Origin of the sequence: Bianquea renquensis, from assembly GCF_014384895.1 — a bacterium.
GTDB lineage: Bacteria > Bacillota > Clostridia > Lachnospirales > Bianqueaceae > Bianquea > Bianquea renquensis.
The window spans coordinates 1-20,221 of the sequence record NZ_JACRSQ010000031.1 but is presented as its reverse complement, the minus strand read 5'-3'; the positions used below and the strand labels follow the sequence as shown (position 1 = coordinate 20,221).

The following is a 20,221-nucleotide window of genomic DNA, read 5'->3' as shown; positions in this document are numbered from 1 at the left end:
CGCGCCGTCTCAATCTGACGATGAGCTGGCGCTTGCCGCCGCAGCGGAGGCGGCGATGGCGGCACACATGGCAGCCTCCTGCGCCACAATCAGAGATATCGTTCCACCGATTGCCGCGGAATGCATCGCCAGCGTATCGGTCTGGCCGATATAGTCGCTGGATACCAACATTCCAGCGTGCATTAGGCGCTGCTTTCGTCCCAGGCCAAGAATCCCGTACCCTTTTTGCGCCGACAAGAAATCGTCTACCTCCATGATATCCGTCATCACGGAATGCAGATCGGCCGGCAGCAGTGCCAAAACCCCCAGGGTGGCAAGCTCATAGCTGACGCCATACCGATAGCCCTTTTCCTTCAAGCCGCGATACAGTTCCATCGTCCTCCGGCATTTCTGTTCCGCCGATCCAGTCCCCAGCGCCAGGACATGGCTCAGGGACTGCACTGCATTTCCGGAAAGGAATTCTGCCTTCAGGAGTTCATAGCACATCTCTGTCTCTCTGACTACCTGCTCATCGGTGAGGGTTGAGAGGGCGAGCAGTGCGGCAAACACGCTGTCTTCACTGGAAGTGAGAAAGGGGTGCTCCTGCTTCATCAAATTATAGATATGCCTCGTACGGGCGGCGATTTCCTCAAACTGCTCCGCTTCGGCTATGTCTGCAATAATCATGGATGCAACCGGCAAATAGGACGACGCAAAAAAATGATCTTTCAGGAAATCGTAAACTTGCAGCGATTTCTGGAGTTTGCTCCCCGGATCCGAATCCACAGCCAACATGGAAATCATGGCAAGCTTGGCCGTTCCCCGAAAGTTTGAAAAGATGCCGGTCTCCGCTTTGAGCATCTCCTGGCAGGCTTTCATACGGTTAATATCCGCACTTTGCCTTTGATTCGTAAAGATGGCGGCACATATGGGATAGAGATAGGCGCTATCCCATAGGAATGCAGATTTGATTTTGTCTCGGTTCTCAATATACGTCTCGCAAAGTTCGGATACGGTTGGCCTCATTGCAAACTCTCCCTTTCTGAGCTCTGTCCTGCTGTGATCGTTTTTGTAAATGGATCCTGGAAGAAACCGCCTTCCAGTATTCATTATAGAGCTTCTGTGCAGGAAAGTCAATGCACCCGTTGCTTTTCACATTCCCGTGTTGGAATCAAAGCAAATTGGAGAATTCCATTGAAAAATATATTGCATTTATATTGCATTATGGTATAATAATCGCGTTAGCGATTATACGCGCCGGCCGCGCAGTGAGCGAAGCGAACAAACCTCTGCGCGGACGTGTGCAACCTCGCGGAGCTATATCATGGCCGCAGGCCATGGTATAATAATCGCGTTAGCGATTATACGCGCCGGCCGCGCGGTGAGCGAAGCGAACAAACCTTTGCGCGGACGTGTGCAACCTCGCGAAGCTATATCATGGCCGGAGGCCATGGTATAATTTTACAAAGGTAGCACAGCGTGCGGGAACGTCAAATGCTGGAATCAATCGTCCTCATGGAAATGACGGGACTTGTCTGTATCAGCAGAGAGGTTCCGTCTTTTTCTTTATTCCTATGGTAACTTGCCGTAGTCCAAATCTGTTGGAAATATAAGAGCGAGGTGGATGTTTTGGCCGACTCCAATATTACGAAGCGAGCGCTTGCGGCAGCACTGAAAGAATTAATGGAAGAGTTTCCCTTTATCAAGATCAGTGTTGCCGATATTTGCGCCAAATGTGATATAAATCGCAAAACTTTCTATTATCACTTCAAAGATAAATACGATCTAGTCAACTGGATCTATGATACCGAGTTCATGGAGGCCATCCGGAGGAAATCCTATACCTCAGGATGGGAATTTCTGGAGGACCTCTGTGATTACCTTTATGCAAACAAAACTTTCTATCGCCGCGTGTTGAAAGTGAAAGGGCAGAATTCTTTCTCCGAACATTTCCGGGAGCTACTTCTCCCTGTCCTTACAAGCTCTTGGAATGACATTTTGGTGGGACAAAACGAAAAGGACTTTTATGTTAATTTTTTTGCGGATGCCTATAGCTGCTCGATTGAGCGCTGGCTCTTGGAAGAGAACTGTATTGACTCCAAAGAATTTTTCTCGTTACTCAAATCCTGTGCTCTCCATACATCCTTTAAGATTATCAAGGATATTGATAAGGAGGCGCGAACTTGAACACTTTTGTGACACTGGCAGCTAGCGCGCCGCGCTTCTGGGCTCTCGATTCTCAGTTTTCCTCATTTTGAAGATATGCGGATATCTTTTGGGCATCCCGGTATCCCTTTTCATAAAAACGGTGAAGCGCTTCAGCATTGCGAGTCAACGTGTCAATCCCGCAGGTATCATCGGGCGCGATGATCACAGCCTTTCCCTGGGCCGCATACTGTTGCGCCAGCGCCACGCCGGCGTTGTACCGTTCAGCCCTATGACGCAGCTTATCCGCGGCTATAGGGTATTGCTTCTGTATCCGGGCGGCTAACTTTTCATCTTTCTCAGGAGTGCGGGGCAGGTTTTCTGGTTTTGACAGGATCACGACAACCTTTTGGCATCCACATTGAAACGCCTTTTCCACAGGGACTGGATCCCCCAGTGCACCGTCATAATAGGGAACGCCGTGTACCGCATAGGGCTTACACACGAAGGGAATGGCTGACGACGCCTTTAAAACACTGTAGTCGTCCTGCCGCATGTCGCTCTTGTCAAAATACTTTACCTCGCCGGTCCTGGCATCTGTCGCAACCGCAAGGAACTCCATCTCACTGTCCTGAAACGCCTGATAATCCAAGGGGTTTTCCCCGTCGGAGTTGCTTAAAACGCCATATACATAATCCATATCGATATACGACTTTTTGAGAAGAAAGTTTCGCAGGCTCATATAGCGCTTTCGAGTGGAATATTCTGTATAAAACTGATAATTCCGTTTTTTCTGTCCCGCCGCGTAGGAGGAGACATTGGCGCTCCCTGCTGAAACGCCGATACCGAGATCAAACTGAATGCCTGCGTCCAGGCAATAATCTAACACTCCGGAGGCATATATGCCGCGCAAGCCGCCTCCAACATCCACTACACCCGTTTTCATGCTGTACCAACCTTTCTCTTTCCATACTGTCCGACTATACGATTCCAAATCAAGTCTATCTTAGTGGCAAATAATAAAAATAGCAAGGGACAAACATCCCTTGCTGTCTAAAAAGTTATCATTTTGTTCAATCATCGCCCTGTGGGAAGGCTTACCCGCTTCTATATAATCTAGAAATTTCTATCGCCGTTTGAAAACAAATGCCACTGCCAGTCCGAGCAAGAGAACGGCTGTAGAAACGCCAAGCAAGATCCAGGTCTCACGTCCACTGGAAGCTGGCGCATCCTGGGCATTCTCACCTCTCGACATGTCTGGCATCGCACCGCCGCCTCCAAAGTTTCCTCCCGCCATATCCGCTGGCATCTGCGGGGCCTCTCCCATAGAGCCGAAAGAACCGCTATCCTCCACTTCCCCGTCCGGCTGATCCGGCGGTTGGTCACTTGACATGGCATCTTGATCCTCCGAAACTCCCATGAAGTTATCAGGGCCTCCTCCCTCTCCCACAGTGTTGCCCATGGATCCCATTGCCGAAATCACGATGTCACTGGCATCAATTCGCGTGCCGCTGTTCTGCTCTTGCCCCTCGGATGTGGAAGCTATGGTGCCTTCCAGCTGCCCCTTTACGCTTTCCGCGCGAAGCAGACAGAACTCCTTCAGAGTTGACAGGCCTTCCTCAAATTCTTCATAGGTACAGAATTTTGTTGGATCTTTTTGAACATACGGAGAAATCATGTCCCCAACATAGCCAATCATATTTTCAAAATAGCCGCTGTCAAAGTATTGGGAGATCAACTCAGCGAAATACTGATGATATTGCTCCGTATACTCTTCGCTGGCAAAAATCCAGGCGAGCATCGGCCGTGAGTCAATGGTTCCCCCTGATACCGGCGTATCGATGGGATAATTGACAAGGCTTGTGGCATCGGAGGCAGATTGGAACCCGCCGAAGGCCAGATTGTAATCCCACGGGATCATGGAGAGCTGGCCGTTTTCCTCGTACAGATAGTAATTATGAATCATGGAGCCGGTATAGCTGTCAAAGTTCAGTACAAAGTTATGGACGACAAAATACCGGATCACCTCCTCCACATTCACAACGGCCTCGATATCCTCCCTCTCATTCAGCTTTTTCAGCGAACTGATCAGCCGGTCCTTATCGCGGTCCGAAATGTCAGTCTTCGCGTTATCCAAGATATTGGAATAGCTGTCATATTCGTCATCTGTGTAGATGAGGGCGACATCATCACTCCCCATGCTTGCGCCCATGCCGCCGCGGCCGTCCGCACTATTCTGCCCTCCAAAGTCCATTCCCCCTTGCGGCATCCGATCCCCATCGGGGCGCCTGCCTTCCCCGGGCATCTGGGCACTATTTTCCTCATTGCCCGCCGTGTTGTCCCCATTGAAGAAGTTCTTCATGTCCTCCACATTGAAATTTTCACCATTGCCGCGGCCACCGCCCATATCCATGCTGTCCGGTTTGTACAGTTCACCGCAATCGCTGCCGTAATTCCGCTGTAAAAAAGCCTCCTCCACTCCTTCCACGGCGAGATACAGTCCCCAATCTTCACCATTGACCGTAATATAGGTATAGCTGCAGAGGGGCGTGGCCACCCCGAAATATCCCATCATCTGATAGGTGAGATAATCTTTCATATAGGTGGTATCCTGAATAATATTGTTCAGGCAAAGTTTGTCGAGTCCATAATAGGTCTTGCTGTTGTCATAATGGTCAAACTCGATTTTGAAGCTGTAACGGCCATTTCCATAGGACTGGACTTGCGTTAGCGACGTGTTGCCCTTGGCGCGGATCGCCACGTTTTTATATGCTTCGTTATCGATGACCACCGTACATGTCACATATTCTTCATTGGCGCAATTTTCAATAAACGTATCCCAGTCGTCCATCAAAATATTGATCGTATGCACTGTGGAGGTGTCAAACAGCTTTGCTTCGTAGCCCAGAATCGTTTTCGCGGTCTGGATTCCAAAGACCTCCCCGTTCATAAAAACTGCGGTCAGGACCAGCACTACAGCAAGGACAACACAGCAGATTGTATCAATGCACTTGTGTGTTGACATCGTTTCCTCCTCAGCCCATGTAGTCGCCGTTGTAGCTGACCAAAACCGCGCTGCTGACACCGCTCATCTCGGATAAAATATTGATGAAGTCCGTATTGTCATCTGCCATGCGCACCTCCAGATTTAACTCAATGGCGCCCTTCTGTGCTGTTTTGCTCTTAACTACGCACCGCTGCACCTGCTTATCCAAAAATTCTTTAGCCTTGACTTCACTGTCGTGATCCGCGCAGGTTAAGACCACAATATAAGGATTGACATGGGTTTTCTTGTTTACGAACACTAGCAAAATCACGCCGATGACCACACTTCCGATGACCGCCAGTGGAATCATGCCAGCTGCGAGAACGATTCCCACGGCGATGGACCAGAACAGGAACGCAATGTCCAGCGGCTCTTTAATCGCGGTGCGGAAACGGACGATGGACAATGCGCCCACCATGCCGAGGGATAACACCACATTGGAGGTCACAGCGAGAATGACCACCGTTGTGATCATCGTAAGCGCCACAAGCGTTACGCCAAAGCTGGAAGAATACATGACACCGGAAAAAGTCTTTTTGTAGACTAGAAAGATAAAGAGTCCGAGGCCAAAGGCCAGTACCAGCGACAGCACCATGTCGAGAAGGCTGACGCTTGTAATATTTTCAAGAAAGCTGGATTTGAAGATATCGCTGAAATTCATAGGTTTCTTCTCCTTTTCAATTCAAATTAGCCGTAAATCCGGCAGGCGGCATACTTTGAAAATGCGGAGGACCGCCGCCCCTCCAACTGGATCGCATCGCGGATAATATCTGGCAGATAGGAATCCCATTTAATCTCCAGAATCGCTGGAGCATCCCCCGCCGGAACAGTAACACACTGGCAATTCAAAAAGTCTGTACATTGAAGTCCTGTCCGAATGTGATAATCCATTGTGATCCGGACATTGCCCGGTGGATACACGTAAGGCTCCCGCGTATAATCCACAATGGTTTTGGGTCTCAACCCCTGCGCCCTTATTTTAGAGTATAATTCCTCCACCAGAGGTCTTGTACTCTTCATCATCCAGGTGAAATCGCCGTCCACCAAAGCCTGTGCCTCTTCCTCTGTCAGAGGTGCGCTGATTTTATTTCCAAGACTGCCGAACTTGCTTTTCTTTTCAAGACGGATCCGCGAAGTATCGCCGTTATAATACCGGATGCGGAATTTCTCGCGGATATTGACGCCGTCTAGCTTTTGACGCAGCACCGTGTCCGTTGGTGTATCAAAATAAAGACTTCGAATCTCATATTTCCCTCCCACGGCATGCTCATCCAACCGTGCCACCGCCTGCAAGCGCTGCCTTAATGCAATGATGTCGGACCCGTTGATCTCGTGTTTCCACTCATGCCGAAACGTCACACCTTTCACCCCCTTCTTAACTTGCACTTTACTTTATTTTAACAATGCGACCTTAGTTGAAACTTAGAAAAAACGGGGCTGCCACATCATAGAATTTTTATATTGAGGTATAAAATTCTATGATGTGGCAGCCCCGTGTCTGTAAGGGTTTACGTACTGGGTAGTCTTACGGTAAAAATGATCCAGTCTCTGCCTTCATATTGGGCTGTAATCGTCCCCTTGTAAAGCTCCGCGATCGCCCTTGCCGCTGAAAGGCCGATTCCGTAACCGCCTGATTTCTGGGTTCTCGCGCTGTCTCCCCGGTAAAATCGGTCAAACAGCTTCCCCGGATCCTCCGCAGGCCGGTTTTCGCAGGCGTTTTTGATGCGCAGAACGGCTTGTTTCTCCGCGAGTTGCAGGGATATGGTGATCCTGCCCTCCGGCGGCGAATACTGTACTGCGTTATCCATCAGAATGGAGAGCAGCCGTGCTATTGAGTCCCGGTTTCCATGGATCGTCACATCCGGCTGAATCTCTTTCTGGATCGATATCCCTTTTAATTCCGCCGCTTCCTCGAAGGAGTGCAGCGATTCCTCCAGAAGCTGGGAGAGAACAATCGCTTCGGCATCCAGATGGACATTGCCTTCATCGAGTTTGGCCAGTGTGAGCAGATTCTGCATCAGCCCGTTAAGCCGTACTGTCTGCGCCCGGATATTCTGGCTCCATTTGCTAACTCCGCTGTGCAACTCCATGGCATCCGTGTTGGCGAGGATGATTGCCAACGGCGTCTTGATCTCATGCCCCGCATCTGTGATAAATTGTTTTTGTTTTTCTAAGTTGACTGCAATCGGGCGGATCGCCTTCTTCGAGAGGAGGATGACCAGCAGGAGCATCAAAAGCCAGCACAAAATTCCCGCTAGTACGGAAAGAATCAAGACTCTCAGAACAGAAACCGTCTGCGTGGACGTGTCGAGAAATACGAAGACGGTATCGTTTCCACTGGGAGTCGCCGCCGCTCTGTACCTAAAATGACGGATTTTCCCGGAATCACGTGACTGCCCATAGGCCTGCAAAGCCATCTCTTCAGCATCTGCTTCCGTCACGGACACAATCCTGCTGACGTCCATCTTGGTAACCACGCCGGAATTGCTTATTCGAACACAAAAGTAAACGGCGGACATTGCCTGATCTTCGCTCACGGGCGGAGCCAAAAATCCCCTGTCCTCCCGCGTGTTCGGAGGCCATTGGGGCGCTAAGGAGATTTCATTGTCCAAAAGCATCGTGAGCATTCGGTCCGATTGCTGTTCCGTAGACCAGGCATTCACCGTGTTGATCATCCCCAGGAGAACGAGAAGCAGCACGGTGATGGCGATCATGGCGGCAACAATGAACTTTTTCTGTAGGGCTTTAATCATGCCATTGCCTCCAGCATATATCCAATATTTCGTTTTGCCCGAATCTCGATATTGGCATTCAGCGCTGTCAGCCTTTTTCGCAGATACGAGATGTAGACCCAGACGATTCCAATTTCTGCATTTGTATCATACCCCCATACCTTAACGAGAAGGTCCTCCGACGACAGGTAAATCCCCTGATTCAACATGAGCAGCTCCATCATCTTGAATTCCAGCTTGGGCAGTGTAAAGGACCGTCCGCTTCCGCTCAGCTCGAAATTCTGAAGGTTCAGCGATATGTTCCCACATTGAAGGATGTCCGGTGTGAACTCTTCCCGGCGGCGCAGCATGGCGCGAACCCTTGCCAGCAACTCTCCCATATGAAAGGGTTTGGGGAGATAATCATCGGCGCCTAGATCAAGCCCTTGAATTCGATCTTCCACCTCTGCTTTTGCCGTCAGGAGCAGGATTGGCGTTTTACATCCCTCGCTTCGGAGCTGCCGCAGCACATCGAGTCCATTGATTTTGGGCATCATGACATCAAGTATGATGCCGTCATACTGTTCAACCCGCGCATAGGCCAGAGCTTCTTTTCCATCGTAGACCGGGTCGACGCTATAATGGTGATAGGTCAGAATATCCACAACCGCCTCTGACATGCTGATCTCATCTTCCGCATATAATAGTTTCATTTTCCAAACCTCGCGTTTTATTTCCCCCGCTTACCCGTTTTCCTCCCACAACACAATCTTTTTCTCTTGCCGGCTTCGATTCATGTCAATCAGCCGCTGATTTCTTGAGCCTCGAAACCGAAGGGAAAGATCCTTCTGCTCCTGGATAAACCGGCCGTCCACCAGAACGTCCACCTGCTCCAGCATGGGCGCCGTTGCCTCACAGTGGGCATAGCTGTCTGGCGTCCACAGTTCCTCTAAGGTAAATCCAGAAAATGCCCAAATGGTCTTCTGTGGATACCAGGCTCTCACCTTCTGCAAAAAGGGCAGCAGCACTCTCTGGTTGGCAGGCTCAAATGGCTCGCCGCCTAACAGCGTCAGGCCGTTGATATACTCTGGCCTCAATAGGGTTAATAGCTTAGTCTCCGTATCCTGTGTAAAGGGCCGCCCGTATGCAAAATCCCACGTCTGTGGCTGGAAGCAATGCTCGCAATGATTGGTGCATCCGGAAACGAACAGCGTCACCCGCACACCGATGCCATTGGCAATATCGCAATTTTTGATCTCTCCATAATGCATTCTGCCTCTTCTCCTTCAGCAAAATCAAGTCCGCCTCGCGGCGGACTTTTATGGGTCTTTATAGGTGCATCACACGTTCCTTGATCTCCTGTGTACGCCCTTGGTTCCAGTACTGTGTGCCGATATATCCGCAGGTGCGGCGTGCCACATTCATCGTATCCTGATCCTGATTGCCACACTGGGGGCAGGTCCATACCAACTTGCCGTCCTGTTCAAGGATCTGAATCTCCCCGTCCCACCCGCAGAGCTGGCAGTAGTCGCTTTTCGTATTGAGCTCAGCGTACATGATGTTGTCGTAAATAAACCGGATAACCTGCAACACGGCTTCCAAGTTTTGCTGCATGTTCGGGACTTCCACATAGCTGATCGCCCCTCCGGTGGACAATGCCTGGAACTGTGACTCGAACTTTAACTTTTCAAAGGCGTCAATATCCTCCGTCACATGGACGTGATAGCTGTTTGTGATATACCCTTTATCCGTCACACCCGGTATCACGCCAAACCTGCGCTGCAAACATTTTGCAAATTTATAGGTGGTGGATTCCAGCGGTGTTCCATAGATTCCAAAACCGATGGAGGTTTCCGCCTTCCAGCGCTCGCACGCCGCATTCATATATCTCATCACATCCAGGGCAAAGGGCGTTGCCGAAGGATCGGTATGAGATTTTCCGGTCATATACCGGACACATTCACACAGACCCGCATAGCCGAGGGAGATGGTCGAATACCCGCCAACTAATAATTTGTCGATGGGCTCTCCCTTTTTCAGCCGCGCACATGCTCCATACTGCCAAAGGATGGGCGCCGCATCGGACAGTGTCCCCTTAAGCCGCTCATGTCGGCACATGAGCGCCCGATAGCAGAGATCCAGCCTCTCATCAAAGATCTTCCAAAACTTTTCCATATTTCCGCCGGAGGATAGGGCAATGTCCACCAGATTCAGCGTCACGACCCCCTGATTGAACCGGCCATAGAACTTATATTGGCCGTTCTCATCTTTCCAGGGCGATAATGCGCTGCGGCAACCCATCACGGGGAAGCAGTTCCCCTCTTTTAGCTCCTTCATCTTCTTTTCCGAAATATAATCCGGTACCAGACGCTTTGCCGTACACTTAGCCGCCAACTTCGTCAGATAGTAAAACGGAGCCTCCTCGCGGATGTTATCCTCCTCCAACACATAGATCAACTTCGGGAACGCCGGGGTAACCCAAATCCCTTTTTCATTCTTTACGCCGAGATAGCGCTGCTCCAAAACCTCCTCAATGATCAAGGCCAGGTCCTGTTTTTCCCGCTCATTTTTCGCTTCTCCTAAGTACATAAAGACGGTGACAAAGGGGGCTTGTCCATTGGTGGTCAACAGCGTTACCACCTGATATTGTATGGTCTGCACGCCGCGGCGCACTTCCTCTCGGAGCCGTTCTTCCACTAAAACGTGGATCGTATCCTCTGACACGTCCGCGCCGGTGGTCTCGATCTCATGGAGCACCTGAAGCCGAATCTTCTCCCGGCTCACCTGCACGAAGGGAGCCAGATGCGCCAGCGAAATGGATTGGCCGCCGTACTGGTTGGACGCCACCTGGGCGATGATCTGCGTGGCGATATTGCAAGCCGTGGAAAAGCTGTGGGGGCGCTCGATAAGCGTACCGGTGATGACAGTGCCGTTTTGAAGCATATCCTCCAAATTGACGAGATCACAGTTATGCATATGTTGGGCATAATAATCGGTATCGTGAAAATGGATGATCCCCTCATTATGCGCCTCTACGATATCAGCGGGCAGCAAAATTCGGGTGGTGATGTCCCGAGACACTTCGCCCGCCATGTAGTCGCGTTGGGTTGAGTTGACCACCGGGTTTTTGTTGGAGTTTTCCTGCTTGGCCTCTTCATTGTTGCATTCAATTAAGCTCAAAATCTTGTCGTCTGTGGTGTTGGACTGGCGTACCAGTGTGCGGGTATAGCGATAGGTGATATATGCCTTGGCCACCTCAAATGCGCCGTGAGCCATGATCTGGTGTTCCACCATATCCTGCACTTCCTCCACGCTGGGAGACCGCCCCAACTGCTCGCAGCTAAGCACCACGCTCTGCGCAATACGCTGAATCTGCATGGGCGTCATCCGTGTACTCTCCTCAACGGCAGCATTTGCCTTGCCGATGGCAACGATGATTTTCGTAATATCGAATACCGCCTCTGAACCGTTTCTCTTAATGATTTTCATAGCCTTCTGCCCTCCGAAAAGTAAAACCCATCACATGGAAAACCATATATAGTGTATGAATCTTCTATTAGGATAGCATATATTGTGTTTGATGTCAATTCCTTCGGTTTAGATTTCATAAATTTTGCGCTGAAGACCGTACTTGGTTTTCGCCGCAGAACACTGGTCATCCATAGCAAAAGCGCCTTCTCTCTCAAGAATAAAATCTCTCAAAAAAGGCGCTTGGTTTTATCTATAACGGGTTTACTCTGCCAAATCTCCCGCTGCTTTAATCTTCACGCGATTTGTATTCCCAGGATAATAGGCCAGCGGTATATCTTCAACCTCTATGATTTCAACGGTTTCTCGGATCGCTCCCGCTCTCACCGCCAGCTCAACCGCCTCCTCCTTTGCTTGTGCCAAAGCTAGCTCTCGGGGTACGACATCATAGTTAATGAGCTTCTCATAATTTCCACTGATTTTGGAAATTGCAGAACCGATTGCATTGGCACAGCCAAAGTGCTGGGGTTTCACCACCTCCGCGGCACCTGCCAATGTCTCCGGCAGAATGATGGAACCGCCTCCAACCAGTATGACATCCGTGTCCTCATTCGACAGTTTCATGGCATCAATGGCATCTTCGACAAGTCCCCGAATGGTTTCCATTGCTTTCGCCGCCAATTCGGGGGAAACGCCTTCTACAAGCCTCCTATCGCCAATATCCGCCATGCCCAGGCGCACTGCGATATCGGTTGCCGTCAGTGTATCACCGCCGAAAACAAGAGCTTTTTGGGTAATCTCATAGCCAACGCTGTCTGGCCCGACGGTAACAGACCCGTCATCATGTTGGCGCACAATCGAGCCACCGCCGAGGCCAATCGAAATCACGTCCGGCATACGAAAATTGGTGCGAACGCCGCCAATCGTCACCGCAACGCTCGACTCACGGGGAAATCCATTCTGTATCGCGCCGAGGTCTGTTGTGGTTCCCCCTACGTCAAGTATAATTGCATTCTGCCGGTGGCTGAGGTAACTTGCGCCCCGGATGGAATTCGTCGGGCCGCAGGCCACTGTCAGAATTGGATAGCGGCGAGCATGCTCCATTGTCATCAATGTGCCATCATTCTGGGAGAGGTAAATATCCGCATTGGTGATGCCTTCGTCCGCGAGACTCTTTGCAAACCCTTCGGTAAACCCCTCGGCAACTTGCCACAGAGCGGCATTGAGGATGGTCGCATTTTCGCGCTCAATCAGCCCCATAGAGCCAATCTCACTGGAGATAGAGATATGAACATCCTCACCCATAATTTTTCGGCAAAGTTCTGCGGCGCGAGCCTCCTGCTCATTGCGGACCGTAGAGAATGTACAGGAAATGGCAATTGAGTGTATGCCTTTTTCTTTCATTTCACGGAAAAAGGCTATGGCAGCCTCTTCATCCAGAGGGGCTATCTCTTTGCCATCATACTCGTATCCTCCGCCGATCACCACATTCCCCACAGCGATTTTCTGGATATCTTCTGCCCAGTCAACCATCGGCTGTATGGCACATGTCGCAGGAGCGCCTATGCGCAAAATGCCAATCTGCGCGAGATGTTTGCGCTCTACAATTGCGTTTGTACATTGGGTTGTCCCGAGCATTGCCTGTGCGATTTGGGACCTGTCAACCCCGGATTGCTCCAAAATAATGCGGATGGCCCCCATAATTCCTTCATAAATATCACGGGAAGTGGGATGCTTACAATCTGCCACGACATTTAAGTTTTCATCGAGTAACACAGCATCCGTGTTTGTGCCGCCCACATCGATCCCAAGTTTATACATTGGCTGTCCCTCCCTCACAACGTTTTTCAAGCGGAATATAGTCTGTATCGCATCCGAAATACCGCGGCCCTACTAATTCAATGCCGGCAGGGGTGCGCCACATTTCAAAGCATTTGAGGCCAACAACCATGACACGCTTCCCATACTTCAATGCATCTGTGGTGACAGGGCTAAATGTTTCGGTGTCAACAAGACAAATCAAATCCGGCGTTGTGGCGAGAATTTCACCATCAACCGATGCCAGCAGATTTTCGTTCTGAAACTGGACAAATGCCTGACGGTCTTTGTATTCGCCTATCCCTTCCAACACAACTTTTCCATAGTTGAAGGCGCCGCGCGTTTCTCTTAATACATCAGCAATTTTGCCTTTGAAAAGCTTGAAACCTTCCGCAAATTGCAGGAAGTGTTCCTCCGGCGTAAGCGGCGCGCTGTTTTTGACAGTGCGGATTGCCTCCCCGAGTTTTTGGCTGCGCGTCACAATGTTTTTGACGCCGTATTGTTTCATCTGGCCCCCGGTCATCACATACAGCGAAACAGAGACCGAGCCGCCGCAGCTCATCGTCACCGCCCGCGCCAGCTCCTCCGTCCATTTATTTGTGATTGTGTCAAAGATAACGCTGTTGCCTTTTTCATCGGTCAACGCCATCGGCGTGGCCTTCAGACCGCCAATTGTGAACGTCACCATCTGTAATTCCGGAAAGGCACGGCCCATTCCATCGCAGTCTACCAGCGGCAGTCCAAGTCTAGCCGCTGCTGCAATCGGAAGCATGGAATTGACGCCACCGGCCTCTATGGGCATCAATGCATAAATCTCTCGGCCAAAAAACCGCGAAACCATCTTATAGAGCGTCTCATATTCCTTGCCGCCAATTCCTTTTTCGGCAAGAACCGTCGGCGCCCCCATCATGGCAATGGGCATGATAAGGACATCATCCGGTATTTCATCTGGATCGAGCAAGGTGACCGGGCCGCATTCTTTAACCGCCCCAATCGCCACCAATTTGCCAACATAGGGATCGCCGCCACCGCCTGCACCTAAGAGCGCAGCGCCCATGGCGATATCTTCTATCTCAGAAATTCCGATTTTGCGCAAAATAAACACCCCTCTACTATTTTATGAGCGCACAGAAAGGACGAACCGTGTTCGCCCTTTCTGTGCATATGAAGTCAATTTGCTTTGCGTGGAAAAAGCTTGTTTAAAACAACATAGAGCACCAGAGAAAGGAGGATTCCGTTGACCGGCCCGACAAAGAATGGTATGTTAAGTATGGGGACTGCTTCCACTAAGGCCGGGAAATTTGCGAAGGTACCGCCTGTAATGCAGGCGAACAGTGCGCCCGCGACAAACGAAATGACGCCCACTGCCGAAAACCCTTCCTTGACTCTAAAATTCTCCTTTTTGCCTTTTCCCACAACCCAGTATGCGGCAATAATGACACCGGCCAATGGGGGTATCAAACCGGACATCAAGGACAGGAAGCCCTGGAAAGCATCAAGAAGGCCAACCGCCGCAAGAACGGTGCCGATTGCTCCGGCAATCCCTGTGGTAATCTTAAACTTGCTCTCGTCAAGTCCAAGCAGATTGCTGAGTGCCAGACCCCCGGAATACGCATTGGTGACATTGGTTGTCCATGTCGCTAAGACCAAAGCGATCAGGCCCAGGACTGGAACGCCGAGAGATGCGAGGATTGCCGAGATATCATATTGGCCTGTCACGATGCTCATCATCGCTCCGGTGAGCAGCATAAACAGACCAGCCGGAATGACACCCACAATGGACGATTTTACCACATCCGCGCGGCTCTTGGCATAACGGCAATAGTCCGCAGAGATGACTCCCCCCAGGGCAAATGACGCGACTACCATGGAGATACCAAAAATCATGCCGTTCGATGCTTCCGGGGCATAGTTCATGATCATGGAACCGCCATTGTTGTTGACAATCCCAGCAATCAACCCGTAGAGGCAGACAACGACGAGCAATGGCACGGCAATATAATTAAGCCATTTTAAGCCTTTAAAGCCGGCGCATGCCGTCGCCAACATTATGACACCCCAAACGATAGAACAAATGGCCTTCATAACGGCGGTAACTTCAATTTTCATCATCGCTGCCAGCATGGAAGCAAACGCGGAGCCACAGGTCGCCGATTGGACACCAAACCAACCGACGCAGGCAATTGTCAGTATGATGCTGATGATATATCGAGCTCCTTTTTCGCCGAGGGCGCCTGATGCCATGACCGAAACCGGAAGCCCGGTATCACAGGCCTGCATACCGATAAAAATCATGTAGGCACAAATCAGCCCATAGCCAATGAGGATTGACGCAATAATTTCAGCAATGGACAGGCCGCCGCCTGAGAGAACGCCTCCAATCATCAGACATGGCACACAAATCATACCGCCTGCCCAGATCGCAGCAATCGACTGCCAGCTCTGCCGTTGTTCAGGCCGTATTTCAAAGTTATTGTTTTTCGCCATAAAAACACATCCCTACAACAGATTATAAAGTTTTCACCTTTACATCTATATTGTACCATAGGCGTTTCCCTCTTCAAATTGGTTGATGGGAAAGAAATAAAGCGCATGGGTTTGTCCAAAGGGACAAATCCATGCGCTTTATTCATCCATCATCGCAGCAGCCGTTGGACTGCAATCGCATTATAAAGTGCTATGCTGTCAGGCATTTTATTGGGGCGGAAACCTAAACGATCCGCTATTACATTCAGACGATATTTGACAGTATTTTTATGGACATACAATAACTCCGCGGCTCGTGTCACACTCATGTCTGCGTCAAGCAGATACACGCTCAAGGTATCGATTGCGTTCCAGTCATCGTCACCGGTATGTAATGTATGAAGCATGGTAATACTAGCATTCACATAGTTCTCGCCATGGTCCACCGTCTCATGACATTGTTTTGCAAATTTGATATCGCCCAGTGTAAACCACTGACGCTTTGGAAAGATTTTTTTAGCGTCCGCAAGATAGTCTTCATACCAGAGATAGGCTTCCCGCACCTCGGCCGTTGTCTGCAGATTACCACTTCGAAATACTGATACCGTGTCATCTTTTTTCCGAATATCCATAAGGATCGGCTGTATCTGTTCTTCAATCACTTTTATCGAGTATGGGATGCTTGAGAATAGAATGAGTTTATTGTCATACACATCAAAGAAAACCGTGTCCGCACACCCATACAGCGCCTCCTGTAAGGCTTTTGCCCGCTCTCGCAGAATCTGTAAAGACCGACCCGATTCGCCTGAGACTATCCACATGACATGAATTGTAGAAATATCAATGTGAAAAATATCCGCCAGGCGCCGCATTTTAATCGGATCATCCTGTAGAATCGCACGAATCAACTCTGAAATGACAACAACGCCGTGGCTTTTGCTCCAAATATTAAAGCTCAATCGCACAATATCCGCCGCTTGTTCTATCAATGTTTGACTTAACGGTATCCCTTCTTTAATCAAAAAGAGCTCCATCTTTTGATTTATAGTGGGCGAAATCGTTTCGTGATACACACGGCCCCCCGGCAATAGGAGATTTTCAGTCTCCCCTTTCTTACAAGAGTCATAAAATACTTCTTTGGGCTGATTCTTAATTGTGTCCTCCAGGCCTCTTGGCCATGCGGCCAGATTCAGGATATTCATCATGGAATCCGTCAAGACCACGGAGGCCAGTAATCTGTCGCTGAGCATTTTCAGCACAGCACTTATGGTTCTCTGATGCTCTGGAAGCATTGCCATGCGGGCCAAAATTTCTGAAACAATCGATTCATCTTTCATTCGGTCGCAATACATACACTCCGTTACATCACTGATAACCTCTCCGTAGCGAAGCTTTACGTTGTTGGTTGGCATCTGGATCAGAACAAAATCATATTGATCCGCAAGGTCGATTAGCCGCTTGTCAACGGAGGGCAAATATGCGCCGACATAAAACAGTATGATTCCAACCTCCCCACCCTCTGCCAGGCGCTGAATGTTGGCACACTGTAAGTCAATATCGTCGATGCAATTCAGAAATCCTGTGATTACGAGTTCATTCGCCGCATATTCGCCTCGCTGAAAAATGCTGTCATTCAAGTCGTCCGGATCAACAGACTCTAAAACGGAAATGCCTGACACGATCTTATTTAGCCCATTATGCCCGCCAAGGACTGTCGCCAATCTGAGGGACGGCAACTGTAAGACATCTGCCACCGTAACGCTCATGGTCTGACCTCCCTTCATTTCGTCTCTATATATCCAATCTGGCAACATTTTTAAAATAAAAAGTCTTACTTGCAGTCACTGCTTATATTTTGGAATATTTGTCTTTTATATAGTCTGATACACACTCAATTTCTGGAAACAAAGCGGCGCGATTTATGGAAAAGTTATCCAGCTGCTCCAAAATTCTCTGCTTTTTGGTTATGAGAACAATGATTTTTTTGCCCTTCTCCCTGTAACGGAATTCCTCTAAGGAGTGGGTCGTATTCCGCAGACCACACAAAATGAAGGCTCCATCTTGCTTAACTATGCGGCTATTATTTTTAAGAGCATACACGATATAGCTATTTAGCACATCGCTTTTATTGATTTCGGCTTGAAAGGCTGGTTTTTCCAGTCGCACCTCGTGAATTAACCGCCCTACAAGGCGATTAAACTCTTCATTGTCAATGGTTTTGTCCTCCGCCAGTCTACAAATTTGGCGCTGCAAGTTATAGGAGAAAACAGGTAAACTTGCCAGTATGGAAACCGTGTCACTCTGAGGGTATTTGATCTCATGATTCTCAGCCGAAATCAACACCAGCTCGCCATATGTCGCGGCTTGACTTTCACATGCAAAATAGAGGGCCACCAAAGGATTTCGAGTTATATCTAATAAACGTGTTGGTAGCCCGTAGTGTTGCATTTTAACCAGCCTTTCCAAATGTGTATGACAATTTTCAAAATCATTTGGGCAATTGATGAGCAGCTCGTGATACATTTTGCTCTCATTCTGCTCCAAGTGAACGCTTCTCATGATAGACGGAAGGAGAACGTAGTTTGGATCCGCATGGCCCCGAAAAAAGAGTTGGCCCTTCTTGTAACTCATAGAAGCGATAAATCGATTGATGCCGGAAATGGAGGTAAGAAAATGAATCTCAACCTTCGCTTTGTTGTAAACAACGCCCTGTGATATACAGATATTGCGCTGAATGCTGTGAAGATCTTTGATGTAGCCAAGAAGTTCCCTTGTAAACTCCTCTCTCTCCTCTGAATTCTTAAAGATTCGATAAACCCAGTTGACAATCGCGCTAGATTCATCATAGGTCAGTTCAACTAAATCCCTCTGCTCATACTCTTGATTGCCTTTCAATTTTTGATTCCATGTGTCATATGCAGTATCTTTCGTTGGATACGCGCCATCGTATAGAACTGCATATTTCGATGCGGCAAGACGGCCACGGACATCTTCTTTTTTTATTCTGCCATATATGTATAGACTCATATCGAAATAGCCTTCCGACAGCATCTTATCAAGGCAAATATTCTTGAAAGCCTGTTGGATATCTTGAATGTGATATAACCTTTCAAAGAAAAAAGAAAACATGGCGCCGCCTCCCGTCATCTTCACGCTTGTGATTTACTTAATGTCATCTCCAAATTCAAATCTTCGCCAGGCCGGCCCCTTTCACCGCTGACGAAGGGGATTTTCCGCCCTGCAACAGATACTTCTAAAAGAAGGAGACAGTCCGGTAAAAATCCTGAGCCTCGATAAAGCCTGATTTTCTAAGGGGCTGTCTCCTTCTTAATTGTTTTTATACAACATGATTATTACCATTATATTTCTATACCTGCTTCATGTTTCATTAAATATAAATGTTCTTCTCTTATGAGTTCTTTGATCTCTGTGACATCATTCTCTGTAATATCGGATATTTCAAGTGCGTTTGCGCCACAAAGAAATTTAATTTTATTATCGGGACATTTGTATATGTACGCATGCGTTTCAGCTTCACCTGCACAATAATCACACCCCTTGTCGATACATCGCGCTTCCTTTACAGTTTTTTTAGCGGCCGCTGCAGAGACAATATCTTCGAATCTTTGCGAATATCCTCTACAAGCTGAAAACCTTAAAGCGAAGTACGGTAAATGTTCTTGACTTTTCTTAAAACCCATTTTCGCCATTTGTTTATTATGCTGGTCATGTTTGAAGGATATGTTTAACTTTTCTTTTTTCGGATTATATCCCAATTCAGACAAATACATTATAATCTCCTTATATAGTGGCCTAATTTCTTCTCCAATTATCGACAGATATGAATTGACCAATTCCTCTTGTTTTTTTGTTTTCATTGACAATAAGCCCCTTTCTTATCTTTCATACTTATATTGAATTAACCACTTTCCATTTATTCTTCATACCAACATTCCTGCGCTTTAAACACATTTACATATATCCCTTGCTCATAATGCAAGCCAATATAAGTAGTATGTCTAGGGCTCTATAAAAGTTCGCTAAAATTTCTTCAAGGGGGGATCATATTTTTCTATTCAATCAATTTTGGTTCAAAAAAACAAAGTTTGTTTTAATTGTCTAAATTCTGTAATAGCCAAGCATTACTGCGCTATTGCAGGCTCTCTCTTATTCTTATCTTTACTCACACCACGAGCATCGCATCTGAAAAAACGAACGGTACGAGGACCCTTTCCCTGCACCGCTTTCCTGTGTAATTATAATAGCAAACTTATTATAAAAAGTCAACATATCATGTCTAAAATTGCTTAACCATCTCAAAGAAAAAGGGATCCCATTTTGACTTACTCGCCTTGCGCTGAAAATAAAATTCCATATTGCTCTCTCGGGAAGACATCATCAATTTGAGCTCCTGCGCACTTGACTTCCGGAGTCAAAATCAGTTCTTTGGTCAGGTGAGAATCCAATACAATATTCTCCGTCAATGTGGTTTTGCCTGCGTCAACGTGCGCGAAGATTCCAAGATTGATTATTTTCATATTTTTGCCGCCTTATGCAATTCATATAATCGGCCTTTACTTTCCATCAA

General features: G+C 48.4%; 16 protein-coding genes and 1 pseudogene. 1 reads left to right on the top strand and 16 read right to left on the bottom strand.

The window, feature by feature from the left end; all coding sequences use genetic code 11:
• Positions 1 to 9: 9 nt before the first annotated feature.
• The gene (locus H8730_RS14710; protein WP_177714209.1) at positions 10 to 1,005 is read right to left on the bottom strand and encodes a DUF4003 family protein; all 996 of its coding nucleotides are present in this window, start codon (positions 1,003 to 1,005) and stop codon (positions 10 to 12) included.
• Between the two features lie 603 nt (positions 1,006 to 1,608).
• On the opposite strand from H8730_RS14710, the gene H8730_RS14705 reads away from it, so the two are divergent.
• Positions 1,609 to 2,166, top strand: coding sequence for a TetR/AcrR family transcriptional regulator C-terminal domain-containing protein (locus H8730_RS14705; protein WP_283244000.1), 558 nt, complete (start codon positions 1,609 to 1,611; stop codon positions 2,164 to 2,166).
• A 52-nt stretch (positions 2,167 to 2,218) separates the two neighbouring features.
• Here the strand turns inward: H8730_RS14705 and H8730_RS14700 are convergent, their stop codons facing one another.
• The 15 genes and pseudogenes from H8730_RS14700 to H8730_RS18095 form a co-directional block, all read right to left on the bottom strand.
• Entirely contained in the window at positions 2,219 to 3,070 is an 852-nt protein-coding gene (locus tag H8730_RS14700) for a patatin-like phospholipase family protein (RefSeq protein WP_177714208.1), read from the bottom strand.
• A 180-nt stretch (positions 3,071 to 3,250) separates the two neighbouring features.
• Positions 3,251 to 5,149 carry a CotH kinase family protein gene (locus H8730_RS14695; RefSeq protein WP_177714207.1) on the bottom strand — a complete coding sequence of 633 codons (1,899 nt, stop codon included), beginning with the start codon at positions 5,147 to 5,149 and terminating at the stop codon, positions 3,251 to 3,253.
• Between the two features lie 10 nt (positions 5,150 to 5,159).
• On the bottom strand, positions 5,160 to 5,831 hold the full coding sequence (locus H8730_RS14690) for a DUF4956 domain-containing protein (protein ID WP_177714206.1): 672 nt from the start codon (positions 5,829 to 5,831) through the stop codon (positions 5,160 to 5,162).
• 26 nt (positions 5,832 to 5,857) lie between these two features.
• The gene (locus tag H8730_RS14685; RefSeq protein ID WP_177714205.1) at positions 5,858 to 6,529 is read right to left on the bottom strand and encodes a VTC domain-containing protein; all 672 of its coding nucleotides are present in this window, start codon (positions 6,527 to 6,529) and stop codon (positions 5,858 to 5,860) included.
• Between the two features lie 149 nt (positions 6,530 to 6,678).
• Positions 6,679 to 7,923, bottom strand: coding sequence for a sensor histidine kinase (locus tag H8730_RS14680; RefSeq protein WP_177720221.1), 1,245 nt, complete (start codon positions 7,921 to 7,923; stop codon positions 6,679 to 6,681).
• Positions 7,920 to 8,594, bottom strand: a complete 675-nt coding sequence (locus H8730_RS14675) for a response regulator transcription factor (protein WP_177720222.1) — start codon at positions 8,592 to 8,594, stop codon at positions 7,920 to 7,922. Before H8730_RS14675 ends, H8730_RS14680 begins: the two co-directional genes overlap by 4 nt.
• Positions 8,595 to 8,624: 30 nt before the next feature.
• Entirely contained in the window at positions 8,625 to 9,152 is a 528-nt protein-coding gene (gene nrdG, locus H8730_RS14670; RefSeq protein WP_177720223.1) for an anaerobic ribonucleoside-triphosphate reductase activating protein, read from the bottom strand.
• 58 nt (positions 9,153 to 9,210) lie between these two features.
• Positions 9,211 to 11,370, bottom strand: coding sequence for an anaerobic ribonucleoside-triphosphate reductase (gene nrdD / locus H8730_RS14665; protein WP_177720224.1), 2,160 nt, complete (start codon positions 11,368 to 11,370; stop codon positions 9,211 to 9,213).
• A 243-nt stretch (positions 11,371 to 11,613) separates the two neighbouring features.
• Positions 11,614 to 13,170, bottom strand: a complete 1,557-nt coding sequence (locus tag H8730_RS14660) for a hydantoinase/oxoprolinase family protein (RefSeq protein ID WP_177720225.1) — start codon at positions 13,168 to 13,170, stop codon at positions 11,614 to 11,616.
• Positions 13,163 to 14,272, bottom strand: coding sequence for an S-methyl thiohydantoin desulfurase family protein (locus H8730_RS14655; RefSeq protein WP_346726586.1), 1,110 nt, complete (start codon positions 14,270 to 14,272; stop codon positions 13,163 to 13,165). Before H8730_RS14655 ends, H8730_RS14660 begins: the two co-directional genes overlap by 8 nt.
• Before the next feature lie 65 nt (positions 14,273 to 14,337).
• Positions 14,338 to 15,654: a cytosine permease gene (locus H8730_RS14650; protein WP_249290080.1), complete on the bottom strand. Its 1,317-nt coding sequence runs from the start codon at positions 15,652 to 15,654 to the stop codon at positions 14,338 to 14,340.
• Between the two features lie 149 nt (positions 15,655 to 15,803).
• Complete coding sequence (locus tag H8730_RS14645; protein ID WP_249290078.1) at positions 15,804 to 17,399, bottom strand: PucR family transcriptional regulator; 1,596 nt, start codon at positions 17,397 to 17,399, stop codon at positions 15,804 to 15,806.
• An 82-nt stretch (positions 17,400 to 17,481) separates the two neighbouring features.
• Positions 17,482 to 18,762, bottom strand: a complete 1,281-nt coding sequence (locus H8730_RS14640; protein ID WP_249290076.1) for an FRG domain-containing protein — start codon at positions 18,760 to 18,762, stop codon at positions 17,482 to 17,484.
• 230 nt (positions 18,763 to 18,992) lie between these two features.
• A complete protein-coding gene (locus tag H8730_RS14635) occupies positions 18,993 to 19,511 on the bottom strand; it encodes a hypothetical protein (RefSeq protein WP_249290075.1) in 519 nt (172 codons plus the stop codon).
• 561 nt (positions 19,512 to 20,072) lie between these two features.
• Positions 20,073 to 20,171, bottom strand: a pseudogene (locus tag H8730_RS18095) (GTP-binding protein); the annotation flags it as partial.
• Between the last annotated feature and the right edge of the window lie 50 nt (positions 20,172 to 20,221).

Coding starts and splice junctions, on each gene's coding strand:
- H8730_RS14710 (WP_177714209.1), bottom strand. CDS start 1,005: ATGAGGCCAACCGTATCCGAACTTTGCGAGACGTATATTGAGAACCGA.
- H8730_RS14700 (WP_177714208.1), bottom strand. CDS start 3,070: ATGAAAACGGGTGTAGTGGATGTTGGAGGCGGCTTGCGCGGCATATAT.
- H8730_RS14695 (WP_177714207.1), bottom strand. CDS start 5,149: ATGTCAACACACAAGTGCATTGATACAATCTGCTGTGTTGTCCTTGCT.
- H8730_RS14690 (WP_177714206.1), bottom strand. CDS start 5,831: ATGAATTTCAGCGATATCTTCAAATCCAGCTTTCTTGAAAATATTACA.
- H8730_RS14680 (WP_177720221.1), bottom strand. CDS start 7,923: ATGATTAAAGCCCTACAGAAAAAGTTCATTGTTGCCGCCATGATCGCC.
- H8730_RS14675 (WP_177720222.1), bottom strand. CDS start 8,594: ATGAAACTATTATATGCGGAAGATGAGATCAGCATGTCAGAGGCGGTT.
- nrdG (WP_177720223.1), bottom strand. CDS start 9,152: ATGCATTATGGAGAGATCAAAAATTGCGATATTGCCAATGGCATCGGT.
- nrdD (WP_177720224.1), bottom strand. CDS start 11,370: ATGAAAATCATTAAGAGAAACGGTTCAGAGGCGGTATTCGATATTACG.
- H8730_RS14660 (WP_177720225.1), bottom strand. CDS start 13,170: ATGTATAAACTTGGGATCGATGTGGGCGGCACAAACACGGATGCTGTG.
- H8730_RS14650 (WP_249290080.1), bottom strand. CDS start 15,654: ATGGCGAAAAACAATAACTTTGAAATACGGCCTGAACAACGGCAGAGC.
- H8730_RS14645 (WP_249290078.1), bottom strand. CDS start 17,399: ATGAGCGTTACGGTGGCAGATGTCTTACAGTTGCCGTCCCTCAGATTG.
- H8730_RS14640 (WP_249290076.1), bottom strand. CDS start 18,762: ATGTTTTCTTTTTTCTTTGAAAGGTTATATCACATTCAAGATATCCAA.
- H8730_RS14635 (WP_249290075.1), bottom strand. CDS start 19,511: ATGAAAACAAAAAAACAAGAGGAATTGGTCAATTCATATCTGTCGATA.